The organism is Amycolatopsis sp. NBC_00345 (genome assembly GCF_036116635.1).
Lineage (GTDB): Bacteria > Actinomycetota > Actinomycetes > Mycobacteriales > Pseudonocardiaceae > Amycolatopsis.
On record NZ_CP107995.1, the window covers coordinates 6,660,878 to 6,683,617 of the forward strand.

A 22,740-nucleotide genomic window follows, 5' to 3' on the forward strand; every position below is an offset into this window, starting at 1 on the left:
ACGGCGTCCATGCAGCAGAATGCGCAAGGGTCCAGCGGTGCACGGCGGAGGGTGAGACAGATGGCGACGTTCTTGGTGACAGGCGCGACCGGGTTGATCGGCCGCCAGTTCACCCGGCTGCTGCTCGCGCGGCCGGACGCCGAACGCGTCGCGCTCGTCGTGCGCGCGGGGTCCCGGGAGCGGCTCTCCGCGCTCGTCGACGGGTGGCCGCACGCCGAGCGCGTGAGCCTGGTGACCGGCGACCTGTCCGAGCCGATGCTCGGCGTCTCCGAGGCGGACCGCGAAAGCCTGCGCGGGGTCGACCACGTTGTGCACCTGGCCGCGCTCTACGACCTCACCGCCGACGACGACGCCAGCATCAAGGCCAATGTGGACGGTACGCAGCACGTCGTCGACCTGGCCGCGGACCTGCGCGCCGGCTGCCTGCACCACGTTTCGTCGGTCGCTGTCGCCGGTGACCACGCGGGCCTGTTCACCGAGGACATGTTCGACGTCGGGCAGCGGCTGGTCACGCCGTACCACCGCACCAAGTTCGAGGCCGAGAAGCTGGTGCGGGAGCAGCACGAAGTGCCGTGGCGGGTGTACCGGCCCGCCGTGGTCGTCGGCAACTCCGAGACCGGCGAGATGGACAAGATCGACGGCCCGTACTACCTGTTCCCCGCGATCAGCAGGCTCGCCGGGCTGCCGGACGTGCCGATCGTCGGCCCGGACCTCGGCGACACCAACGTCGTGCCGGTCGACTACGTCGCCAAGGCGCTGCTGCAGCTGGTCACCACCGACGGCCTCGACAGGCGCGCCTTCCACCTGGTGAACCCGGAGCCGCAGCCGCTCGTCTCCGTCTACAACGCCTTCGCCAGGTCCGCGGGCGCGCCGACGATCACCGCGCAGCTGGGCGACCGCGTGTCCAAGGGCATCGTCGGGCTGGTGAAGCTCAGCGAGCACATCCCCGGCTTCACCATCGCGCGCGACGCGGTGATGGAGCGCCTCGGCATCCCGCCGGTGCTGCTGGAGACGATGGCCTTCCCGTCGGTGTTCGCGTCGGCCGAGACGCGCAAGGCGCTGGCCGGCACCGGCATCGAGGTGCCGCGGCTCGAGGACTACGCCGCGACGCTGTGGCGGTACTGGCGCGAGCACCTCGACCCGTTCCGCGCACGCAAGCACGGCCCGCGCGGCGAACTCGACGGGCGGCGCGTGATCATCACCGGCGCGTCTTCGGGCATCGGGCGCGCGACGGCGCTGAAGGTCGCGGAGGCGGGCGGTGTGCCGCTGCTCGTGGCGCGGCGGCAGCATGAGCTGGAAGAGGTGCGCGACGAGATCATCGCCGCCGGCGGCACGGCGTCGGTGTACCCGGCGGACCTGACCGACGAGGACTCGGTGCACAAGGCCGTGGACGCGATGCTGGCCGAGCACGGCCGGATCGACATGCTGGTGAACAACGCGGGCCGCTCGATCCGCCGGTCGATCAAGCTGTCGTACGACCGTATGCACGACTACGAGCGCGCGATGGCGATCAACTACTTCGGCGCGGTGCGGCTGATCCTCGCGGTGCTGCCACACATGTCCGAGCGGAAGTTCGGGCACATCGTGAACGTGTCGTCGATCGGCGTGCAGGGCATCGCGCCGCGGTTCTCCGCGTACGCCGCGTCGAAGGCCGCGCTGGACTACTTCTCCCGCATCGCGGCCACCGAGACCCACGGTGACGGGATCACGTTCACCACGATCCACATGCCGCTGGTGCGCACGCCGATGATCCGGCCGACAAAGATCTACGACGCCTTCCCCACGAAGTCGCCGGAGCAGGCGGCCGGCATGGTGATGAAGGCGCTGCTGGAGCGCCCGAAGCACATCGGGACCCCGGCGGGACAGGCGATCGGGCTCGCGTACACGCTCACGCCGGGGCTCACCGACGCGATCGCGTACCAGGGTTTCCGGATCTTCCCGGACTCCACGGCGGCCGGTGGCTCGGGGCAGCTCAAGATCGGCCGTGGCGAGAAACACCTCTCGAAGGCCGCGATGACGCTGGCGCGGCTGTCGCGCGGCTTCCACTGGTAGTCACGGAGTGTCTGCGGGGTGAGGCCGTTCAGGGGACGATCACCAGGTAGGGCCCGACACGTGGCGGTGAATCACCAGTCCTGACGGCGGCGACACAATGTGCGCGGGTACGGTCGGGCGCATGGTTCCCGAGCGAGACAACGGCCTCCTGCCCGTGCGGCGTGAGTACACCGAAGCCTGGCGCGGCTTCGATCGCAACGAGGTGCGTCAGTACCTCGATCATCTGGAGGCGCAGCTGCGCCGGCTGATGAGCGATCGCGACGCGGCGGCGGCGCAGGTAAACACGCTCGCGCGTGAACTGGAGTCCGCCCGCGGCGAGGCGACGAAGCTGCAGGGCCGCGTCGAGGAGCTGATGAAGCCGCCGGAGCGGCTCGAGGACCTGGACGAGCGGATGCAGCGCACCGTCCAGCTCGCGCAGGCGCGCGCGGAAGAGATCACGAAGCGTGCGCAGGTGGCGGCGGAGAAGCATTGGGCTTCGTCCACCGAGGCGTCGACGAAGCTGCGCGAGCGCTACACGCGACTTGTGGCCGAGCTGGACAAGCAGGCCGAGGCGCTGCACTCCGAGCACGAAGAGGCGCTGAAAGAGACGCGCGCGGAGGTGCACCGTCTGACCGTCGAGGCGGCGCAGCGCCGGGAACTGCTCGACAACGAGGCTGAGCGCAAGCGCCGCAAGATCGAGCGCGACTTCGAAAACAAGATCACCGCGGAGCGCAGCGCGCACGAGAAGCTCATCGCCGACCAGCGCACGGCGAGCAAGAACCAGGCCGAGCGCCGGATCACGGAGGCGACGGCCGAGGCCAAGCGCCGCGTCGACGAGGCCACCACAGAGGCCAAGCGCCGGCTGGACGAGGCGACCACGCAGGCCGCGCAGCGCACCACCGCGGCCACGCGCAAGGTCGAACGCCTCGCCGAGATCCGCGAGCAGGCCCGCAAGAACCTCGCGATGGCCGACGAGGTGCTCGGCCGCAGCGAAGGCTTGCTGACCGCGCTGCCGGCGGAGTCCGTGATCCCGTCAGCGTCCAAACTGGTCGGCGGCGACGAGCCCGCCGCGGCCAACGGCACCCCGTCCGGCTCCACCGGCGCCGGTGGCCCTGCCCCGGTCCGCACTTCCCCGGCGGCAGCGCCTTCCGCACCGAAGCCCGGTGCCGCGTCCAACGGCGGTGCTCCGGCTAACCGCGGTGCGGCCAACGGCGGTGCTGCCGCTAACGGCGGCGCTTCGGCCAACCGCGGTGCCGCTAATGGCGGCGGCGCTGCCGGTGCCAACAGCAGTGCCGGTGCCAACAGCGGCGCTTCGGCCAACCGCGGCGCGGCCAGCGGCGGTGCCGCTGCCGGTGCAGCCGCCAATGGCGGTGCCACCAAGGCCAGTGCCCCGGCCGGTGCGGCTGGTTCGGGCACGGCTGTTCCCCCGTCCCCGGCGCCTTCGACGGCACCGAAGCCCAAGCCGGAAACGGGATCGGTCGACTCGCCGACCACACCGGCCGCGGCGGTCGTCAAGCCTGCGGCGGGCAACCCCCTCGTCAAGCCCAGCGGCCCCAAGCCGAAGCCGTCCCCCGGCAACGGCAAGACTTCCGCCACCGGCAACGGCGGCAACTCGGGCACCGAGACCGGCTCCGGCAGTGACAATTCCGGCAAGCCGCTCTCCCCGACCGCGGGCAAGCCCGCGTCCTGATCGCCCGATCAAGCTCAGCGTGAGAATGCGCCGACGGGCCGGGCCCAGCAGGCCACGCCACCAGAGCAACCTGGCGAATGACGCCGCCCGGCGAAGGGGGCGGCGGCTCCGCGCCTGCCGCCGCCCCGGCAGGGAAGACTCGGGCGGACAGGAAGACTCAGATGGCGCCGGCGCGCAGGGCGTACGCCACCGCGTGGGCGCGGTTGTTCAGGCCGCAACGGGTCATCAGGCCGTAGAGCACGTTCTTCACGGTGCGCTCGGAGTAGCAGAGCTTCGAGGCGATCTCCTCGGTGCCGAAACCCTCGGCGACGAGGCGGAGGACGTCGCACTCACGGGCGGCCAGGCCGGACAGCGTGAGGCCGTTGGGCTCCAGCACGTCGCGGCGCATGCGCTGCACCTGGCCGAGCAGGGCGCCCTGCAGCCGCGGCGGCAGGGTGGCGGTGCCGTCGCCCGCGGCGAGCACCGCGGCGACCAGCTCGGCGCCGCCGGTCTCGCGGCGCGGCAGGATCGCCACGATGCCGCACTCGATGGCCGTCATGAGGTCGCTCTCGCGGAAGTGGTCGGCGACGATCACCAGGTCGGGGCCCGCCAGGTGCTCGGACTCGCGGCCGAGCTCCTTCACCCGCGTCAGCACGCGGTCGGTGACGTGCTCCTCCATCACGAGGACGACGTCGGCCTGCGCGGCCGAGTCCTCGGGCAGTACCTGCAGCTCGGTGCGGGTGCCCAGCAGACTCGCGGCGCCGGCCTTGGTGATCGGGTCCGAGGCGAGAACAGCGACTTTGACGAGCTTCACGAGTACTCCTACCACCACTCCACGTTGACGGCAGTCAGTCTCGCGTGCGCGACTTCACGTTTTCTCCCCGCGAATCTCCACGGGCCGTGGAGATAGTGAAGAACGTGGCCGTCGGCCCAGGTCAGCGGACTTCACGAGGACTTCCGGGCAACCTTCACCGGCCCGCCGAGCCACCCGGTGCAGTGCCAGGCCGCCCAACGTCCGGCCGACCAGTGCCCGGCCGCCCGCCACCCGTGGCGCGGCACAGCGCTCGGCCGCCCAGGCTCAGTGTCCGGGCGCGCGCGGTCTCCGGCCCAGTGCCCGGACCCGCTGCAGCATCCGGCCGACCGCGGCCCGGGGACCCAGTCCGGTGTCCGGCCGCCCGGCCCCGTCGCCCGGCCCCGGCGCAGCGCCAGGCCGCCCGTTACCCACGGCCCAGCCCAGTGCCCCGTCGCCCGGCCCCGACATCAGGCCCCGGCCCCGGCCCCGACATCAGGCCACCCGCTACCCGCGGCCCAGACCAGTGTCCGGCCGCCCAGGCTCACCCCCCGACCGCTCAAGACCCGGCGTCCCCGTGCCCGGCTGCCCAGGACCCAACCCAGTGCCCGGCCCCGTCCCGGAGCTGCCCGCGATCTCCTCGAACGCGTCGCGGGCGCGGTCCAGGCACTCCGGCATCCGGGCGAGCGCGGCGGTCCACTCCTGCTTCGCGGCGCGGTAGCGCTCCTGCGCCTCGGGCGGCCAGCCGGCCACGTCTTGCTCCACAGTGGACTCCAGCTCGGCCATCACGGCGCGGAGGCCTCCGGTCGTCTCCCCCATCCGGTCCAGGATGTCGTCGGCGTGGCTGAAATCGGAACCGCCGTCCGTCACGCTCAGATCCCGTTCAGGCCGCCGGTCCAGGACCCCGTCCGGTCCCCGCCGCCCGACCTCGCGCCGCCGGTGGCCGCCATCAGGTCCTCGAGCCGGCGCACGATCACGTCGAACTGCTGTTCCCATTCGTTCATCGCCTGGCCGAACCGGACCGAGGCCTCGCCCCGCCACGACGTCTGCAGGACCGCCATCTCGGTATTGACCTGACGCAAGTGCGCGTTGGCTGATTCGATCGCCCGGGCGAACTGCCCCGCTGTGTCCAGCATGCCTCTCCTCGCCACTTCCCCAGCCCGCGTGCGAGGGGCACGCGGGGCACCACCGAGAGTGATCCAACGACCGGCTCTGGTGGTACTCCGGGCCCAGGTGCTATGCCCGATTTTCGGTGATCCTTGCCTGCCGGGCCCCTGCCTTGCCGCTGCCGTGGTCCAGGGGAGTTTTCCTGCCGTTCGCCGCTAGGCCGGATGGCTGAAACGCGGGGATCGGACAATCGGGAAATCGGGCCGGGCGCGCAACCCTCCCCGAGGCCGCCGCGTCACCGTTTCGGGCGTAAGCTCACCACTGGCATCCGGCGTGTGACGATCCGTCAGCGCGTGAAGGGAGACCCATGTCGGCAGCGGACGGCGCGGGGCCAGGCTTCACCGCGCCGAGGGTCCAGCTGCTCGGTCCGGTCAAGGCCTGGCGCGGGGACACGGAACTCGATCTCGGCTCCGCTCATCGCCGCACGGTCTTCGCCGTGCTGGCCATGTCGCCGAACCGCACGGTGTCGCGCGAGGAGCTGATCGACGCGGTGTGGGGCGACGCTCCCCCGGCCAGCGCCCAGGGCAGCATCTACACCTACATCTCCGGCCTGCGTCGCGTGCTCGAGCCCGGCCGCGCCCGGGGCACCGGGCCGCAGCTGCTCGCGTCCATCGGCTCGGGCTACTCGCTGTGCGTCGAGCCCGAGACCATCGACGTGCACCACTTCGAGGCGCTGCGCGAAAAAGCCCATCGCCACCTCACCGCCGACGAGCTCCGGCCGGCCCGCCAGGTGCTCGACGAGGCACTCGGCCTGTGGCACGGCACCCCGCTGTCCGGGCTGCCCGGCCCGTTCGCGGACGCGCAGCGCGCCCGGCTGGAGGAGCTGCGGCTGGCGACCGTGGAGCGGCGGGCGCTGGCCGTGCTCAACGACGGCGGCCACGGCGAGCTGGTCGCCGGGCTGGCCGCGCTCACCCAGGAGCACCCGTTCCGGGAGACGCTGCGCGGCCTGCTGATGCGGGCGCTGGACGCCGGCGACCGCCGCACCGAGGCGCTCGCCGTCTACACCGACGTGCGGGACCGGCTGATCGAGGCGTCCGGCACCGAGCCCGGCCCGGCGCTGCGCGAGCTGTACGAGCGCATCCTGACCGGCGAGTCCCAGCCCGCGGCCCCGCCGTCCGCGCCCCGGCCGTCGCCGGCGCCCGCCCGCGTGCCGCGGTTCCCGGTGCCCGTGCTGCCGCAGCGCCCGGACGTGTTCCTCGACCGGGCCGACGAGACGCTGCTGGTGCGCGAGGCCGTCGCCGGGCTGGCGAGCGGGCTCGGCCGGTCGGTCTGGGTGGAGGGCGAGCCGGGCATCGGGAAGACCGCGCTGCTGGCCGAAACACTGGCCATGGCCCAGGAAGCCGGCTGCAAGCCGTTGTTCGCCGCGGCCGACGCGCTGGACCAGCGGTTCGCGCTGCGCCCGCTGCTCGACGCGCTGGGCGTGCACCCGCGGGCGTCGGACCTGCGGCGCGCCGAGCTGGCCGTGGCGCTTGCGGAGAACCCGGACCAGGACCCGGCCGACGGCCTGCTCGGGCTGGTCCGCGAGCTGTGCGCGGACGAGCCGCTGGTGCTCGTGCTCGACGACCTGCAGTGGGCCGACGAGACCACGCTGCGCGTCTGGCACTACCTGAGCCGTGAGACGCGACGGCTGCCGCTGCTGCTGATCGGCGCGTGCCGGCCGATCCCGCGGCCCGCCGCACTGGACAACCTGCGCGCGGAGCTGGCGTCCGAGGGCGCCGACGTGCTCGCGCTCGGACCGCTGCCGGAGAGCGCCGTACGCGACCTCTCGGCCGACCTCACCGGCGCCCCGCCCGGCCAGGTGCTGCGGATCCTGATCTCCTACGCCGCGGGAAACCCGCGCTATGCCAAGGAAACCGTCGAGACTCTGCTGTCGAACTCGATGATCCTGCTGGACGGCGCGCACGCCATCGTCGACGGCAACAGCTGCCGCAGCATCCCGTCCCCGCTGGGCTCCCGCATCACGCTCTACCTCAGCTTCCTCTCCAGCGGCACGCGCGACGTGCTGCGCTGGGCGGCGTTGCTGGGCAAGGAGTTCTCGCTCGCCGACATCGCGATCGCCACCGAGCGCCAGGCGACGGCACTGGTCGGCGCCGTCGAAGAGGCGCTCGCGGCCGGGGTGCTCGTCGAGTCCGACGACCGGCTGAAGTTCCGGCATCCGCTGCTGCGCCGGGTGCTCTGCGAGAAGACGCCGGCCGCGATGCGCGTCGCGCTGCACCGCCAGCTGGCCGAGGCGTTCCAGGGCGCGGGCGCGTCGCCGGAGCGGGTGGCCGAGCAGCTCGCGGCGGCGCCCGTGCAGATCGACGCGTGGGTGACCGGCTGGCTGCTGGAGCACATCGGCGCGGTCGCCACCGGCTCGCCGCGGATGGCGGTCGACCTGCTGCGTCACGTCGTCACGCAGGGCACGCTCCCCGCCGACGCGCGTGAGCCGCTCACCGCCACCCTGGCGCGGCTGCTGTTCTGGCTCGGCCGCGAGCCCGAAGCCGAGGCACGGTCCGTGGTGGCGCGCACCGAGGACAGCAGGCAGGCCGCGGAGATGCGCTGGATCCTGGCCTACATCTACTACCGGCGGGGCGAGTTCGCCGAGGCCGCGGAAGAGGTCCGGCGCACGCTGGCCGACCCGAACGTGCCGGAGATGTGGCGCGGCCGCCACGAAACCCTGCGCGTGACGATCGAGCGGCTGGCCGCCGACGAGACGTCCCAGCCGGACCTGTCCGAGCTGGGTGTCCTCGACGGCCTCGACGACGTGGCCGAGCCGCTGAACACCGCCCGCCGGCTCGCCGCGACGCGCGCCGTGCCCGGCGAAATGCACCTGGCCGGCGCCGTGCACTACTACTGGCGCGGGCGCTGGCCCGAAGCACTGGCCGAGCTGGACACGGTGATCAAGGGCGGCGCGGAGACGGCGTCGTACGTGCTGCGCAGCCCGGGCTCGGCGCTGCTGGTGCACGGCGTCGGCGCGCTGATCGCCGGGCACCGCGACGAGCCGGAGGAAGCGCGCGCCCACCTGGACGCGGCTTCCCGGCAGCACTGGCCCAACGACCTGGAGCCCAACGGCGGCGACTACCTGCTGGCAGCCGAGGCACAGCTCGCGGAGCTGGAGGGACAGCCGGAGGCGGCATTGGCGGCGCTCTCGCCGCTGCTGGACCCCGGGTACCCGCCGTCGGCCCGCCAGCAGTGGCTGCCGGACCTGGCCCGGCTGGCCGTGCAGCTCGGCGACCAGCGGGCGCACCAGGCGCTGCGGATGATGGGCACCGGGGACACGGCCGACATGCCGCCCGCGCACGCGGCCGCGGCGGCGCACTGCCGTGGCCTGGTCACGGCGGACCCGGACGCGATCCTCGGGGCGGCCGCGCACTACGAGCTCGCCGGGCGGGTGCTGAAGCACGCGCGGGCGAACGAGGACGCGGCGATCCTGCTCGCCGAGTGCGGCCGGCTGGACGAGGCGCGGACGGCGTTCCGGACGGCGCTGACGAGCTACACGTCGCTGGGCGCGGCGTGGGACGTGCGGCGGGCCGAGGGGCGGATGCTGCCGTTCGGGATCCGCCGGGCCAACCCCGTGCGGCGGGCCGCGGGCGAATAAACCGGCGGGTAAACCGGCCGATTCAATGGGGAAAACCGGCCACTGCACACCAATCCCGCTCATGTGAGCGCCTTGGTCGCCCCTATCGGGAAACTGTCCGCAGGACACAGTGGATCGACGGGGTCGCGCGGTGCCGCAACGTGATCCGCTCCCGGTAGGCTCGCCGAAGTCAGACCGGTACGTCGAATGGAACGACATGCCAGGGGATGGGCACAACGTATTGCGGGTGGACGTGCTCGGCCCTTTGCGGGCGTGGCGCGGTCGAGCCGAAGTGAGGCTCGGGCCCGCTCGTCAGCGTGCCATCTTCGCGATGCTGGCGGTCAACGCCGGGCGTTCCGTGCCGCGCGGGGAACTCATCGCGGGGGTGTGGGGCGACTCGCCGCCGGCGAGCGTCGAAGGCAGCGTGCACACGTACGTCTCCGGGCTTCGGCGCGCGCTGGAGCCGGAGCGGACGCGGTGGGCGGCGGCCAGCGTGCTGGTGTCCGAGGCCGCGGGCTACTCGCTCGACCTCGATCCGCAGGAGCTCGACGCGGCGGTGTTCGAGCAGCACCGCGAACAGGCCCAGCAGTACGCGGCCGACGGCGACCACGAGAAGGCGGCGGCCTCGCTCGACGCCGCTCTCGCGCTCTGGCAAGGGGAAGCGCTCTCCGGCGTCCCCGGCGAATTCGCCGAGCGGCACCGCAAGCACCTCGCCGAGCTGAGGCTGGACACGCTCAAACGCCGGGCCGAAGCCGTTCTCGCGCTGGGCGGGCACCAGGACCTCATCGCGGAGCTGACCGTGCTCGTCGGCGAGCACCCGCTGCACGAGCCGCTGCACGAGTCCCTGATGCTCGCGCTCTACCGCAGCGGGCGGCCCTCCGACGCGCTGGACGTCTTCCGCGAAGCCCGCGCCACGCTGCGCGCCGAGCTGGGCGTCGAGCCGGGCGCCGAGCTGCGTGAGCTGCAGCGGCGGATCCTCGCGCAGGACCCCGCCCTCGAACTGCCCCGCCAGGCCGCGCCGCCGGAGCCGGCGCCGGTGTCCGTGCTGCCGACCCGGATCAGCCGCGCGATGCACGGCGGCGCCGACGGCCCGCTGTTCGGCCGCGAGGTCGAGGCCCGGCGGCTGGCCGAGCTGCTCGACGAGGTCCGCGACGGGCGCGGGCGCGCCGTCTGGATCGAGGGCGAGCCCGGCATCGGCAAGTCCGAGCTGCTCGCCAGCGGGTTCGGCCACGCGGCCGACACCGGCCTGCAGGTCGCCTGGGTGGCCGCGGACGAGCTGAGCATCCGGTTCCCGCTGCAGGTGATGATGGAGTGCCTGGCCATCGACACCTCGTCGCCGGACCCGCGCCGGGCGCGCGTGGCCAAGGAGCTGACCGGCGACCAGCCGGCGCGCCGCACCTGGGGTACCAGCGATCCGGTGCTCGGCGCCGTGGACCGGCTGCTCTCCCTGGTCGACGAGCTGTGCGCGAACGCCCCGCTGGTGCTGATCATCGACGACCTCCAGTGGGCCGACGAGTCGAGTGTGCTGGTGTGGCACCGGCTTTGCGCCGCGACGCGGCAGCTGCCCCTGCTGCTGGTCGCCGCCACCCGGCCCGCCCCCGACCGCGCCGAGCTCGCCCAGCTGCGCCGCGGGGTCGAGCAGCGCGACGGCGTGGTACTGGACCTGGCCCCGCTCGTCACCGACGACGTGGCCCGGCTGATCGAAGAGCTGCTCGGCGCCGACCCCGGCCCCGGGCTGCGCGAGCTGGCCGCGCGTGCTGCCGGAAACCCGTTGTACGTCAAGGAAATGGTGGACGTCCTGGTCCGCGCGGGCGCCGTCGAGGTCGACCACGGGCACGCCGACGTGGACGACCCGGCGGAGTTCGAGACCCCGCGCTCGCTCGTCGCGGCGGTCAACCGGCGGCTCGACTTCCTGCCGGCGGAGACGCAGGACGTGCTGCGCTGGGGCGCGCTGCTGGGCATGGAGTTCGCGGTCGGCGACATCGCCGCCGTGCTCGGCATCCGGCCGTCGGACCTGTTGGGCCCGTTGGAAGAGGGCGTGGCCGCGAACGTGCTGATCGACACCGGCACCCAGCTCGCGTTCCGCCATCCCCTGCTGCGCCAGGCCCTCTACAGCCGGCTGCTCTCGGGCACTCGCGCCGCGCTGCACCGGCAGGCGGCCGAGGCGCTGGCGCGGATCGGCGCGCCGGTGAAGCGGGTCGCGGAGCAGCTGGTGGCCGCGCCGTCCACAGTGGACCCCTGGGTGCTCGACTGGCTGGCGGAGAACCAGTCCGCCGTGTCGAACCGCGCGCCGTTGATCGCCGTCGAGCTGCTCGAACGAGCGCTGGCCGCGTGCGCCCCCGCCGATCCGCGGCGCGAGGTGCTGATCACCGCGCTGGTGAAGGTGCTGTTCCGGCTGGAGCGCAGCCCGGAGACGCTGGCCGAGCAGGCTCTCTTACTGTGCCAGGACCCGGAAAACGTCGCCGAGATGCGACACCTCCTCGCCGCCATCCGGTTCCGGCAGGGCAAAGGGGCGCTCGCCGTCGAGACGCTCGGCCACGCGGCCGAGGACCCGGCGGTGCCGGAGATCTGGCGCGTCCGGCACCGGCACCTGCTGGCCAACTTCCGCCGCGGCGGGCTGGACGACCTCGACGTCGCCGAGTCCAACGCGTACGCCGCCCGCGCCGACGCCCACGGCGACCGCTACCTGACCGCGCACGCGCTGCAAACGCTGTGGCTGGTGGATTCCGTGCGGCGCCACCACGCGAGCGCGCTGGTGCACATCGACGAGGCGATCGCCGCCGTCGGCGACGAGCACGAGCTGGCCGACCAGCACCTGGACCTGCTGGACAACCGCGTGTTCACGCTGCAGAACCTGGACCGGCTCGGCGAGGCCGACCGGACGCTGCGCGCCGCGGGCGAGATCGCGCTGCGGCACTCGATGCCGATCGGGCTGCAGGTCTCGGTCGCCGTCCACCGGTACTGGGAGGGCCGGTGGGACGAGGCGCTGGTGGAGCTGGACACCGTCACCGAGGACGGGCCGGCGATCACCTTCTACGGCCTGCGCGAGCCGGGCGCGGCGGCGCTGCTGCTGCACGGCGTCGCTTCGCTGATCGCGGCGCGCCGTGGTGAGCGGGGCCAGGCCGCGGCGCACCTCGACGCGGCCGAGGAGTACGCGCCGGCGACGGGCGCCGAGCGGGAGAGCTTCGACTTCCTGCTGGTGGCGCACTCCCTCGTGGCACTCCAGCGCGGCGACGTCGAGCAGGCGCTGACGATCCTCGAGCCGATCCTGAACCCGACGTACGCGCAGATGATGCTGCGCCACCAGTGGTTGCCGATGTTCGTGCGGCTTTCACTCGACGCGGGCGACCTCGACCGCGCGCAGCGTGCGCTCGCCGTCTGCGAGGAGGAGTCGGCGAAGGAGCGTGAGCCGGCCCGCGCGGCCGCCGCCACGTTGTGGTGCCGCGGGCTCATCGACGGCGACCCCGGGCCGGTGCTGGAGACCGTTGAGCACTTCCGCACGGTGGGCCGGAAACCGGAGCTGGCGAGCGCGCTGGAAGACGCCGCGGTGCTGCTCGCGCAGACCGGTGACATGGTCGGCGCGCACGCGGCGTTCGACGAGGCGGCCGAGCTGTACACGTCGCTTTCGGCGCGGTGGGACCTGCAGCGGGCGGAGAAGCGCCTGCTGGACCTGGGCGTCCGGCAGGGCTCGCGGTTCTCCGTGGTCCGCCCGGGCTTCGGCTGGGACGCGCTTTCGCCGATCGAGGTCCGCATCGCGACGCTCGTCGCGGCCGGCCGCTCGAACCCGGACATCGCGACGGAGCTGGCCCTGCCGCGTCGCACCGTGCAGGCGCACGTGGCGCGGCTGCTCGGGAAGCTGGAGTCGCCTTCGCGCAGCGGGGTGGCGAACGCCGTGGCGCGCCGCACGAGCTGACCGCGCCCTCGACGAAAGTCGGGGGCGGCCGGTGACCGGCGGCGGAAGCGGCTGGTGTGGGCTGCGCGGCAGAGTCCCGGCATGCGAAAAACACTGACCGCGCTGATGGCGCTGGGCTTGCTGGCCGTCCCTGCCGCGGCTCACGCGACGCCGCGACCGCACGCCCAGGAGACGTTCCGGCTGCCCGCGCCGACCGGTCCGCACGCCATCGGTGAGCGCGACATCCGGCTCGTCGACCCTGTGCGTGACCGGGAGCTGATGATCAGCGTCTGGTACCCGGCGCGGCCCGCCGGGGAGCCGTTGACGCCGTACCTGTCGGAGAAGTCCGCGGCCGTGTTCGACCAGGGCGCGGCCGCGATGGGCGTGCAGCGCGGGCAGGTCGACTGGACCGGTGTCCGCACGCACGCCCACGCGGGGGCGCGGCCCGAGGGCCGTTGGCCGGTGGTGCTTTACTCACCGGGCTGGGGCTCGCTGCGCACTCTCGGAACGTCCACAGTGGAGGATCTGGCCAGCCGCGGCTACGTCGTGGTGACCATGGACCACACCGGCGAGGCCCCGTTCGTCGAGTTCCCCGGCGGCCGGATCGTGCTGGGCCAGTCCGGCGACGACCTCCCCGCCGGACTGCGGACGCGCGTGGCGGACGCGCGGTTCGTGCTCGACCGGCTGCCCACGCTCGCGGGCTTGGCCCCGGCGATGGACCTCTCACGCGTCGGCATGTTCGGCCACTCCTTCGGCGGCGACACGTCCGCGGAGATCACCACCGAGGACCCCAGAGTGGACGCCGCCGCCGACCTGGACGGCTGGCTCGCCTACGACGTCAACGGCCACCAGCCGACCCGCGCCGGCGCCGACGGCGTCACGCGGCCGGTGCTGCTGATGGGCTCCGCGGGCAGCACCAGCGATGGGCAGGCGCGCAGCCACTTGACGTCGGCTTCTTGGGAGTCCTTGTGGGAGCACACTTCTGGTTACAAGCGCGACGTCACGTTGCCGGGTGCGATGCATTACAGCTATACCGACTTGCAGTCGATCGTACCTCAGCTGGATGCGCTGCCGGATGTGCGGAAGCTCCGGATCGGGACTATCGATCCGGCGCGTAGTACGGCGATTCAGCGGGTTGTGATCGCTGGGTTCTTTGATCGGATTCTGAAGTGGCGGTGAGCTGGGTGGGGTGGATGTGAGGTTGCCGGAGCGACTGGAGTGGCTGGACTTCGAGGACAGGCCCCGCCTAGCCGGTTTTGGAGGTTCCGCACTGTTTGCCAGGTCAGGCGGCTGCCTCATGCCCGGCCCCGGTGTCCTTCGCCCGGTTTTCGTGCAGTGGTGGTGGTTTTGTCGCGTACACCCGGCCGGTCGGGGTGGTGATCGTGCCGTCACCGCCGGGCGCCGTGGTGCAGGACCAGCCTGGTTCGTCTTTGAGGCGGTGATGGCGCCGACAGCGCGGGCCAAGGTTGTCTTCAGCGGTCTGGCCGCCCTTTGCGAAGTCGCGGGTGTGGTCGATATCGCTGTACTGCGACGGGCGGTGGCATCCGGGTGCTGGCACACCCGATCCCGCACCTGCACCAGGTCCGCAAGGGAGGCTGGTGGGCGGTAGCGGGTGCGGCCGACGCTGAGGACCTGCCCGGTGTCGGGTTCGGTGATGATCCGCCGCCACACCGAATTCGGGTCGGTGGCGAGTTCCCGCGCCAGCCACGCCGGGACGGTGCCGCAGCCGGATAGTTCGGCGGGGTCTTCGTTCAGTCCGGCCAGCGTCGCCAGGTCCACATACAGGTAGACAACGGATTTGATGCCGCTGTCGCCCGGTGTCCGGTTCAGCAGCCGGTCGACCAGGACATCCGCACGCAACTGGTCCAACGTCCTGGACTCGCCTCCGCGACGCAGCCTTCGTGCTTGGTGGTCGAGGGAAGTGTAGATCGCGGAGGCTTGTTCCACGGGCAGATCACACAGCAACGTGGACATCGTCTCGTCCTGATGAATCAGGCAGACATTACGGTCGCGCCGTCGCGCGCGGGATCTTCGCTCGTATCCTTCGGCATCCACCTTTTGCACCACCCGATTCACCGCGGCCCGCAACGACGACGGATTCTTCCCCGCCAACCGGGTCGCGACAATCGCGTCGACCTGACCGGCCATCTCGTCAGACAGGGCAATGGTCGGCTCGAAAACCATCCGCGCCTTGAAAGCATCGATCTCCCCACGCCGGAAAGCCGCGAACGTCGCCGGTAGCCGGGTTGTCAATGCTTGCGCCAACGCGACATCGGCCCCAGCACGCCGTTCTGTCATCGACAGCTCCAACGCCAGCTCGGCCGTCACCGACCGGGCAGACCCACCCGTCGCCGCGAACAACGCGACATCAGCGGCCTGCTCGGCCTCCAACTGCGCCACCCGGACAGCCCGTTCATGAATCCGAGACAAAACATCGGAAGCAGCATCTCTATAACAACTCACCCCACAATTTTACCGACGCCACCCACCAAAAACGTCACCAAATCGAGTGAACAAAAGCCGGTCGCACTCAGCCGTACACAGTGCCTTTCAAAATCCCCCGAACAACATATCTCCCCAACAATAAAAACAGCACAATAACCGGCAGCACACCCAACGTAGCGCCAGTCAACATCAGCGCGTAGTCCGTGTAATACCCACTAGCCAGCCGAGAAAGCACCACCTGCACAGTAGGCGTCTGGTTCGGATCGAGCACCACGAGCGGCCAGAAGTAGTCGTTCCAGGTGGCCATGAAGGTCAGCATCGCGAGTACCGCCGCCTGTGGCCGCAGCGCCGGGACGGCCACGTGCCAGAACGTCCGCACCACCGAGGCACCGTCCACAGTGGCCGCGTCCACCAGTTCGCGCGTCACCGCGCCCTCGCAGGCCTGGCGCATCCAGAATACGCCGAACGCGCTCACCAGCGCGGGCACGATCACCGCCTCCAGCCGGCCGTACCAGCCGAGGTCGCCGACCACCAGGTACAGCGGGATCACGCCGAGTTGCGCGGGGACCATCGCCGAGCCCACCACGAACAGGAACAGGCTGTTGCGGCCCGGGAACCTCAGCCGCGCGAAGGCGAACCCGGCCAGGCTCGAGAGGACCACATTGGACACCATCACCGTGGTCGACACGATCAGCGAGTTGCCGATGGCCTGCCAGAAGTCGACGGTGTCGAACACCCGCCGCACGTTCTCGAAGAAGTGGCCGCCCGGCAGCATCACCGGCGAGGTGTCGCCGATCGCCGAGTCGTCGCGGGTGGACACCACGAACGACCAGTACAGCGGGAACACCGAGGCGCCGACCACGGCCACCAGCACCACGTAGACCCAGCCGCCCGCCCGGCCGCGGGTCCTCACGACGCGCTCACGAACCGGCGCACCAGCCGGTAGTTGACCACCGCGAACCCCGCGCAGAACACGAACATCACCCAGGACAGCGCGGACGCGTAGCCGGCGTCGAACTTGCCGAAGCCCTGCTCGTACAGGTACATCGTGAGCGTCTGGAACTGCCGGTCGTTACCGCCGGTGCCGGCCGAGCCGGTGGGGTCGAACAGCTGCGGCTCGGCGAACAGCTGCAGGCCGTTCACGGTGCCGGCCACGGCGGTGAACGCGATCGTCGGCCGGATGCCGGGCACGGTGACCGACCAGAACGAGCGCCAGCGCGACGCGCCGTCCAGCTCCGCCGCCTCGTACAGCTCCTGCGGCACCGCCTGCATCGCGGCCAGGTAGATCAGCGCGTTGTACCCGGTCCAGCGCCACATCACCATCGTGGCCACGGCCAGGTGCGAGGACCACTGCCGGGCCTGCCACGAGATCGGGTCGACGCCGAACCAGCCGAGCACCTCGTTGACCACGCCGTAGTCGCGGCTGAACAGCTGCGCGAACACCAGCCCCACGGCCACCACCGACACCACGTTCGGCAGCAGCACCCCGGTGCGCCACCAGGTCGCGCCGCGCAGCGGCCGGTTCAGCAGCGCCGCGATGCCGAGCGCGAGGAAGAACTCCGGGACCGCGGAGAGCAGGAAGATGCTGGTGGTGTTGAAAAGCGCGTTGTAGAAGCGCGAATCGGCGAGCAGCTCGCCGTAGTTGGCCAAGCCGAAGCCGCCCTCGTCGCCCGCGAGCAGGTCCCAGCGGTGCAGCGAGACCCACGCCGTGTAGAGCAGGGGAAACGCGCCGAAAACCACGAAAACGGCGAAAAACGGGGCGATGAACAGGAAGGGCGTGCCCTTCCGATCGAACCTCGCCAGCAGGGCCGACCTCGCCGGCCGGCGTTCACGCAGCACCGTGGGGCTACTTGATCGCCGCGCGGCCCATTCTGACCGCGTCGTCCCAGGCCTGCTGCACGTTCTCGGACTTGTCCTCGATCCGCCCGAGGGCGCGCCCGAACTCGGGGCGCACGTCGGCGTCGTGGAGGCCGCGATAGTTGGGGCGCAGCGTGTCCGCCGAGGAGGCGTAGAGCTGCCCGACCGGCGCGTTCGAGAAGTACGGGTCGGTGTGGGCGACGACCTGCGGGTCCTTGTAGGCCGGCGGTTCACTCGGCAGGATCCCGTCGGACAGGAAGAGCCGTTTCTCCTGCTCCGGCGCGGTCAGCCAGCGCGCGAGGTCGTACGCCTCTTGCGGGTGCGCGCTCTGCTTCGGGATCGTCAGGAACGAGCCGCCCTGGTTGCCGCTGGCACCCGGAACCGTGGTGACGTCCCACTTCCCGGTGTTGCCGTCGCCGCCCGCCTCCTTGATCTGGGTGAGCATCCACGCGGGGCAGGCGATGGTGGCGAACGAGCCCTGCTTGATCGCGACGTTCCACGCCTGCGTGTACGTGGTGGCGGCCGCGGTCTCGCCCTTCTGCGCGATGCCGCCGGCGAGGAAGAAAGCGTTGCGGACGGCGGGGTTCGTGTCCGCGATGTAGGAATCGTCCTTGGCGGAGAAGTAGTTCTGCGGCGACTGGTTGAGCATCGCGGTGTAGACGGTGCCCGCGGAGTCCGCGAACTTCACCTTCGGCAGCTTCTCGGTGAACCGGTCGGCGACGTCGGCGTAGGCCTGCCAGGTCGGCATCAGCTGCGCGACGGCCGCGCGGTCGGTCGGCAGGCCGGCCTGGCCGAACAGGTCACGGCGGTAGCACATGGCGAGGCTGCCCATGTCCGTGCCGAGGCCGATTACGTAGTTCCCGTCCGTGCCCTGGGCCCACTTCCACGGGGACCACTGGTTCTTCAGCTGGTCCGCGCCGTAGTCGGCGAGGTTGACGAACTTGTCCTTCGCCCGGATGTACTGCGGGATGTACTGCTCCTCGACCGCGACGACGTCGGCCGCGCCGCGGCCCGCCGCCAGCTGGGTGGCGAGGGTCTTGAAGTGCGTGTCGAAGTCGGTGACCCGGCTCTGGATCTCGATGTTCGGATGCTGCTTCTGGTACTCCGCGAACAGCGGCCCGTAGCCGAACTCGCCGAACGTGGCGACGGTCAGCTTGATCTTGCCGGCTGTGGCGTCGGAGCCACCACAGGCGGACGCGAGCAGGAGGAGCGCGGTCGTCAGGACAGCGACGGCCGGGCGTCGGGTCAGCGTTCGCACGGGGTGAGCTTCCCTCAGATAACACCTGCGCGCAGGGCGTAGGCGACGGCATGCGGTCGGTTGCGCAGCTTCAGCCTATTGGTCATGCCGTAGATGACGTTCTTCACGGTCCGCTCCGAGTAGCAGAGCTTGCCCGCGATCTCCGCGGTGTCCCAGCCCTCGGCCATCAGCCGCAGCACGTCGACCTCGCGCGGCGACAGCGCGGCGCCGCCCGCGGCGTGCTGCAGGCTCTGTGCCTGTCCCAGCAGGTCGCGCAGCGAACTCTCCCGGCCGGTCGCGGCCGCGACGATGCTTTTGACCAGCTTGTCGCCCGCGATGGCCTCGCGCGGCAGCACTGCGGCGACGTGGCACGCGGCCAGCTCCGGCAGCTCCTCGGCCTCGACGTGGCCGGCCACCAGAACGATGGCGGCGGGCGTCTCGGACGCGGCGGCCCGCAGGGCGGCCTTCACATCGGGCGTCACGCGGCTCGCGGCGAACACCAGCACGGCGGCTTCACCGCGGCGCTGCCCCGGGACCACCTGGACCTCGTCGCACGACCGGAGGTGCTCGATGAGCCCCGCCAGCGCGATCGGGTCCGAAGCCCACGCCGCCACCCTGACCTGATCCATCGTTACCTCCCTGAAGGAACACCTATCCCGTGGCACCAGTGTGCGGAGGGAGCCTTCACGAATTCTCTAGCGGTCGTGAAGCCATTCTTCACGACGCGAAGCCAGGGACGACCTGGGCTTCGGATACCGTCGACAGGCACACCGCAGGCGGACTCGTAAGGAATTCATGAAGGCGCACGCACGGAAGCGGCTACCAGTGGGAATCCTCGCGGCCCTGCTGCTCTCCGGCATTCTGTCCGGGTGTGCATCGCCCACGATATCCGGTACCGCGATGGCGCGGCCCGGCGCGGCCGCGCCCTCCGCCGGCGGCTCCTCGGTGACGTCTCCACCTGCGGCGACTTCGTTACCGCCACCCGCGACGACGTCGTCTCCACCGGCTTCGGCGTGCGCTTCACTGATCTCCTCGATGGACGTGCGCGCGCAGGTCGCCCAGCTCGTCGTGCCGGGGGTCGACGCCGGAAATCCGGCCGCCGCGGTGAGCCTGGTGAAGTCCCAGCAGATCGGCGGAATCTTCGTAGGTGGTAATAACACCACGCTGTTGCAGAATGGGGCTTTGAACGCCGTCCAAGCGGCCGCGAAGATCCCGGTGTCGGTCGCCGTCGACGAAGAGGGCGGACGCGTTCAGCGCATCGACGATCTCGACGGCTCGCTGCCGAGCGCCCGCGAACTCGCCGCCACCAAAACGCCCGACGAGGTGCGCGCGCTCGGCGTCCAGCGCGGGCAGCAGCTGCGCGCCCGCGGGGTCACCGTCGACTACGCGCCCGACGCGGACGTCAGCGACGAACCGGCCGACGCGGTGATCGGCGACCGTTCGTACAGCCCGGACCCGGCGAAGGTGCGGGCGTACGCGATGGCTTTCGCGAACGGGCTGCGCCAGAGCGGCGTCACGCCGGTGCTCAAGCACTTCCCCGGGCACGGCCACGGCTCCGGCGACTCGCACAAGGGCACCGTCACCACGCCGCCGCTGGACCGGCTGCGGCAGGTGGACCTCCAGCCGTACCGCAACATCGCCGAGTACGGGAAGGTCGAGGTGATGGTCGGCCACCTCGACGTGCCGGGCCTGACCGACGGCGTGCCCGCGTCCATCTCCCCCGCGGCGTACCAGCTCCTGCGCGGCGAGTACCACTTCACCGGCCCGGTGATCACCGACGACCTCGGCGGCATGAAGGCGATCACCGACCAGTACTCCCTGCCCGACGCGGTGCTCAAGGCCCTGCAGTCGGGCGCGGACGAGGCCCTGTTCTCCTCGGGCTCGGGCGACGTCGGCCAGGTGCTCGACCGGCTGACGAGGGCGGTCGCCGACGGGGACCTGCCCGCGGACCGCGTGGCCGCCTCGGTGCAGCGGGTGCTGACGTCGAAGGGCGTCTGCGGCTGAGCCCAAACGGGGTGAACTCTATGAACGCAACGCCGCTTTCCTCGGTCTTCGGTGTGATCCTGGTCCCGCTTGCCGGGTCGATCAAGGAGGATCGAGTGTCGTGTAAACGTCTTCTCGCCGGAGCCGCTGTCGCGCTCGGGCTGAGCTGTCTGATCGCCGCTCCGGCCGCCGCGGCCCCGACGGGGATCGTCGACCGCCCGGTGGCCACCACCGGCTGCGGCAAACCGGCGCCGTCCGACGGCACGGGTCATCTGACGTCCGGCGGCATCGCCCGCGAATACCTGATCCACGTGCCGGACGGCTACGACGCGCGGCGGCCGTACCCGCTTGTGCTGTCGTTCCACGGGCACGGGCGCACCTCGGCGTATCAGGAGGAGCTGTCGGGCTTCTCGAAGACGGACGCCATCGCGGTATACCCCCAGGGGGTGACCGGCACGGACGGCGAGTCGGCCTGGACCGGCGCGCCGTACTCCGCCCCGGTGGACGACGTGCTGTTCACCAGCGACCTGCTCACGGCGCTGCAGCGGCAGCTGTGCGTGGACCCGGCCCGGATCTACGCCGCGGGCAAGTCCAACGGCGGCGGTTTCGTCGGGGTGCTCGCCTGCCGGCTCCCGAGCCGGATCGCGGCGTTCGCCCCGGTTTCGGGCGCGTTCTACCCGCAGGGCGGCGCGTGCGAGCCGTCGCGCAAGGCACCGCTGATCGACTTCCACGGCACGGCCGACACCACCATCCCGTACGGCGGCAACCCGGCGAAGGGCCTGCCGTCCATTCCGGACTGGCTGGCCGGCTGGGCCTCCCGCGACGGCTGCTTCCCGCGTCCGCTGGAGTTCTCACCGGTGCGCGACGTCGTGACGCGGTGGTGGCTCGGCTGCTCGCTGGTGCACTTCCAGGTCCAGCACGCCGGGCACGTCTGGCCGAGCACCAAGCCGAACCTGGACTCCGCGACGCCGACGACGATTGACGCCACGCCGGTGATTTGGCAGTTCTTCCGCACGCATCCGCTGCCGGTGCGGTAGCCGGCCGGCTCGTGAGTGTTTATGACGGTTCTAACCGTCATAAACACTCACGAGCAGGTCAGGCGGGGGTGACCAGCAGCGTCACGGTGCGGTTGGCGCCCGGGTCGCCGTCCGGGTGGGCGGAGGTGGACTGGTCGGCGCTGCCCATCGCGAACGCGGTCAGCGGGAGGCCGCTCGCGGTGGCCAGGACGCGGGCCGCGGAGGCCGCCCGCGCGAGGGCGATCGTCGAGCCGCCGGTGGCCGGGCCGCCCGCGACTGTGACACCGTGACCCAGCACTGTCACGCGCACTGACTGTCCTTTGAGGACTTCAGCCCACTGCTGAAGCGCCCGGCGGCCCTCGGTGCTCGGCGACGTCGCGTTCGGGCCGAAGAGGCCGGCGTCGAAAGACACCGAGACGTCCGTTTCGCCGGGTGACGTGTGGACGCCCGGTGCGCCCAGTGCCTTGGCGAGCGCGGCGAGCTGGTCCTGGCGCGCGGCGGCCGCGGCGGCGTCGCGGGACTTAGCGGCGTTCAGCCGGTCCAGCTCGGACTGCAGGCTCGACGCGGCGGCTCCCGCGGGCGCCGCGCCGGCGGCCGACCCCGAGACGACCGCCGGCGCCGCCCCGAACGGCACCGTCAACACCACCACACCTCCCGCCACCACGATCACGGCCGCGCCCGCCGCGAGCGCCCGCCAGGGCAACCGCCGCCGACGGCCCCACGCCGACCGCACCCGCGCCACCCGCCGCCGCCCCGCCACAGCCGACGGCTCGTCCGGCACCAGCTCCAGCAGCCGCGCCCAGGCCGCGTCGGCCGCGTCGAGGTTCCCGGACTGGGCGTGGACCCGGGCTAGCAGGTTCAGTCGCGCCGGTTCGGCACCGCTGGGCCACGGGGTGCCGCCGCTTGGCCAGGGGTTGCTGCCGCCTGACGACGGGTTGCTGCCGCCTGACGACGGGTTGCCGCTATGTGGCCACGGGTTGCCGCCGCCTGGTGCCGCCTCGGCACCGCTGGGCACCGAGGCGGTCGCGCTGTCCCCCTCAGGACCACCGCGACCGCCCCGCCCGGCACCGCCGGAACGGCCCCCCTCCTGGGCACCG

General features: G+C 71.8%; 15 protein-coding genes and 1 pseudogene. 7 read left to right on the forward strand and 9 right to left on the reverse strand.

Translation table 11 applies throughout. The features are described 5' to 3' along the window. Nucleotides 1-60: 60 nt before the first annotated feature. Both OG943_RS29760 and OG943_RS48475 read left to right on the forward strand, forming a co-directional pair. A complete protein-coding gene (locus tag OG943_RS29760) occupies nt 61-2,052 on the forward strand; it encodes an SDR family oxidoreductase (protein ID WP_328604234.1) in 1,992 nt (663 codons plus the stop codon). Nucleotides 2,053-2,173: 121 nt separating this feature from the next. Then, on the forward strand, nt 2,174-3,721 hold the full coding sequence (locus tag OG943_RS48475; protein WP_442874582.1) for a cell division protein DivIVA: 1,548 nt from the start codon (nt 2,174-2,176) through the stop codon (nt 3,719-3,721). Between the two features lie 157 nt (nt 3,722-3,878). On the opposite strand, the gene OG943_RS29770 is transcribed toward OG943_RS48475, so the two are convergent. The 3 genes from OG943_RS29770 to OG943_RS29780 form a co-directional block, all read right to left on the reverse strand. Beyond that, nucleotides 3,879-4,514: a helix-turn-helix transcriptional regulator gene (locus OG943_RS29770; protein WP_328604235.1), complete on the reverse strand. Its 636-nt coding sequence runs from the start codon at nt 4,512-4,514 to the stop codon at nt 3,879-3,881. A 483-nt stretch (nt 4,515-4,997) separates the two neighbouring features. After that, a complete protein-coding gene (locus OG943_RS29775) occupies nt 4,998-5,360 on the reverse strand; it encodes a WXG100 family type VII secretion target (protein WP_328604236.1) in 363 nt (120 codons plus the stop codon). A gap of 2 nt (nt 5,361-5,362) precedes the next feature. Next, nucleotides 5,363-5,626 carry a WXG100 family type VII secretion target gene (locus tag OG943_RS29780; RefSeq protein WP_328604237.1) on the reverse strand — a complete coding sequence of 88 codons (264 nt, stop codon included), beginning with the start codon at nt 5,624-5,626 and terminating at the stop codon, nt 5,363-5,365. Between the two features lie 338 nt (nt 5,627-5,964). Between OG943_RS29780 and OG943_RS29785 the strand changes: the two genes are divergently transcribed. The 3 genes from OG943_RS29785 (at nt 5,965) to OG943_RS29795 (ending at nt 14,284) form a co-directional block, all read left to right on the forward strand. Beyond that, a complete protein-coding gene (locus tag OG943_RS29785; protein ID WP_328604238.1) occupies nt 5,965-9,234 on the forward strand; it encodes a BTAD domain-containing putative transcriptional regulator in 3,270 nt (1,089 codons plus the stop codon). 196 nt (nt 9,235-9,430) lie between these two features. Then, a complete protein-coding gene (locus tag OG943_RS29790; protein ID WP_328604239.1) occupies nt 9,431-13,126 on the forward strand; it encodes a BTAD domain-containing putative transcriptional regulator in 3,696 nt (1,231 codons plus the stop codon). Nucleotides 13,127-13,207: 81 nt separating this feature from the next. Beyond that, nucleotides 13,208-14,284 (forward strand): alpha/beta hydrolase family protein, encoded by a 1,077-nt coding sequence (locus OG943_RS29795; protein WP_328604240.1) that lies wholly within the window; start codon nt 13,208-13,210, stop codon nt 14,282-14,284. Nucleotides 14,285-14,728: 444 nt separating this feature from the next. Here the strand turns inward: OG943_RS29795 and OG943_RS29800 are convergent. The 5 genes and pseudogenes from OG943_RS29800 to OG943_RS29820 form a co-directional block, all read right to left on the reverse strand. Continuing rightward, nucleotides 14,729-15,403 (reverse strand): annotated as a pseudogene (locus tag OG943_RS29800) (DUF222 domain-containing protein); the annotation flags it as partial. 232 nt (nt 15,404-15,635) lie between these two features. Continuing rightward, nucleotides 15,636-16,463, reverse strand: coding sequence for a carbohydrate ABC transporter permease (locus tag OG943_RS29805; protein WP_328604241.1), 828 nt, complete (start codon nt 16,461-16,463; stop codon nt 15,636-15,638). Next, the gene (locus tag OG943_RS29810; RefSeq protein WP_328612182.1) at nt 16,460-17,356 is read right to left on the reverse strand and encodes a carbohydrate ABC transporter permease; all 897 of its coding nucleotides are present in this window, start codon (nt 17,354-17,356) and stop codon (nt 16,460-16,462) included. Before OG943_RS29810 ends, OG943_RS29805 begins: the two co-directional genes overlap by 4 nt. A gap of 40 nt (nt 17,357-17,396) precedes the next feature. Further along, complete coding sequence (locus OG943_RS29815; protein ID WP_328604242.1) at nt 17,397-18,665, reverse strand: extracellular solute-binding protein; 1,269 nt, start codon at nt 18,663-18,665, stop codon at nt 17,397-17,399. 14 nt (nt 18,666-18,679) lie between these two features. Continuing rightward, nucleotides 18,680-19,273: a helix-turn-helix transcriptional regulator gene (locus OG943_RS29820; RefSeq protein ID WP_328604243.1), complete on the reverse strand. Its 594-nt coding sequence runs from the start codon at nt 19,271-19,273 to the stop codon at nt 18,680-18,682. 166 nt (nt 19,274-19,439) lie between these two features. Here OG943_RS29820 and OG943_RS29825 point away from each other — a divergent pair, with 166 nt between their 5' ends. Further along, nucleotides 19,440-20,648, forward strand: a complete 1,209-nt coding sequence (locus OG943_RS29825; protein WP_328604244.1) for a glycoside hydrolase family 3 N-terminal domain-containing protein — start codon at nt 19,440-19,442, stop codon at nt 20,646-20,648. A 95-nt stretch (nt 20,649-20,743) separates the two neighbouring features. Beyond that, nucleotides 20,744-21,664, forward strand: coding sequence for an alpha/beta hydrolase family esterase (locus tag OG943_RS29830; RefSeq protein ID WP_328604245.1), 921 nt, complete (start codon nt 20,744-20,746; stop codon nt 21,662-21,664). A 58-nt stretch (nt 21,665-21,722) separates the two neighbouring features. Here the strand turns inward: OG943_RS29830 and OG943_RS29835 are convergent, their stop codons facing one another. Beyond that, a complete protein-coding gene (locus OG943_RS29835; RefSeq protein ID WP_328604246.1) occupies nt 21,723-22,658 on the reverse strand; it encodes a hypothetical protein in 936 nt (311 codons plus the stop codon). Between the last annotated feature and the right edge of the window lie 82 nt (nt 22,659-22,740).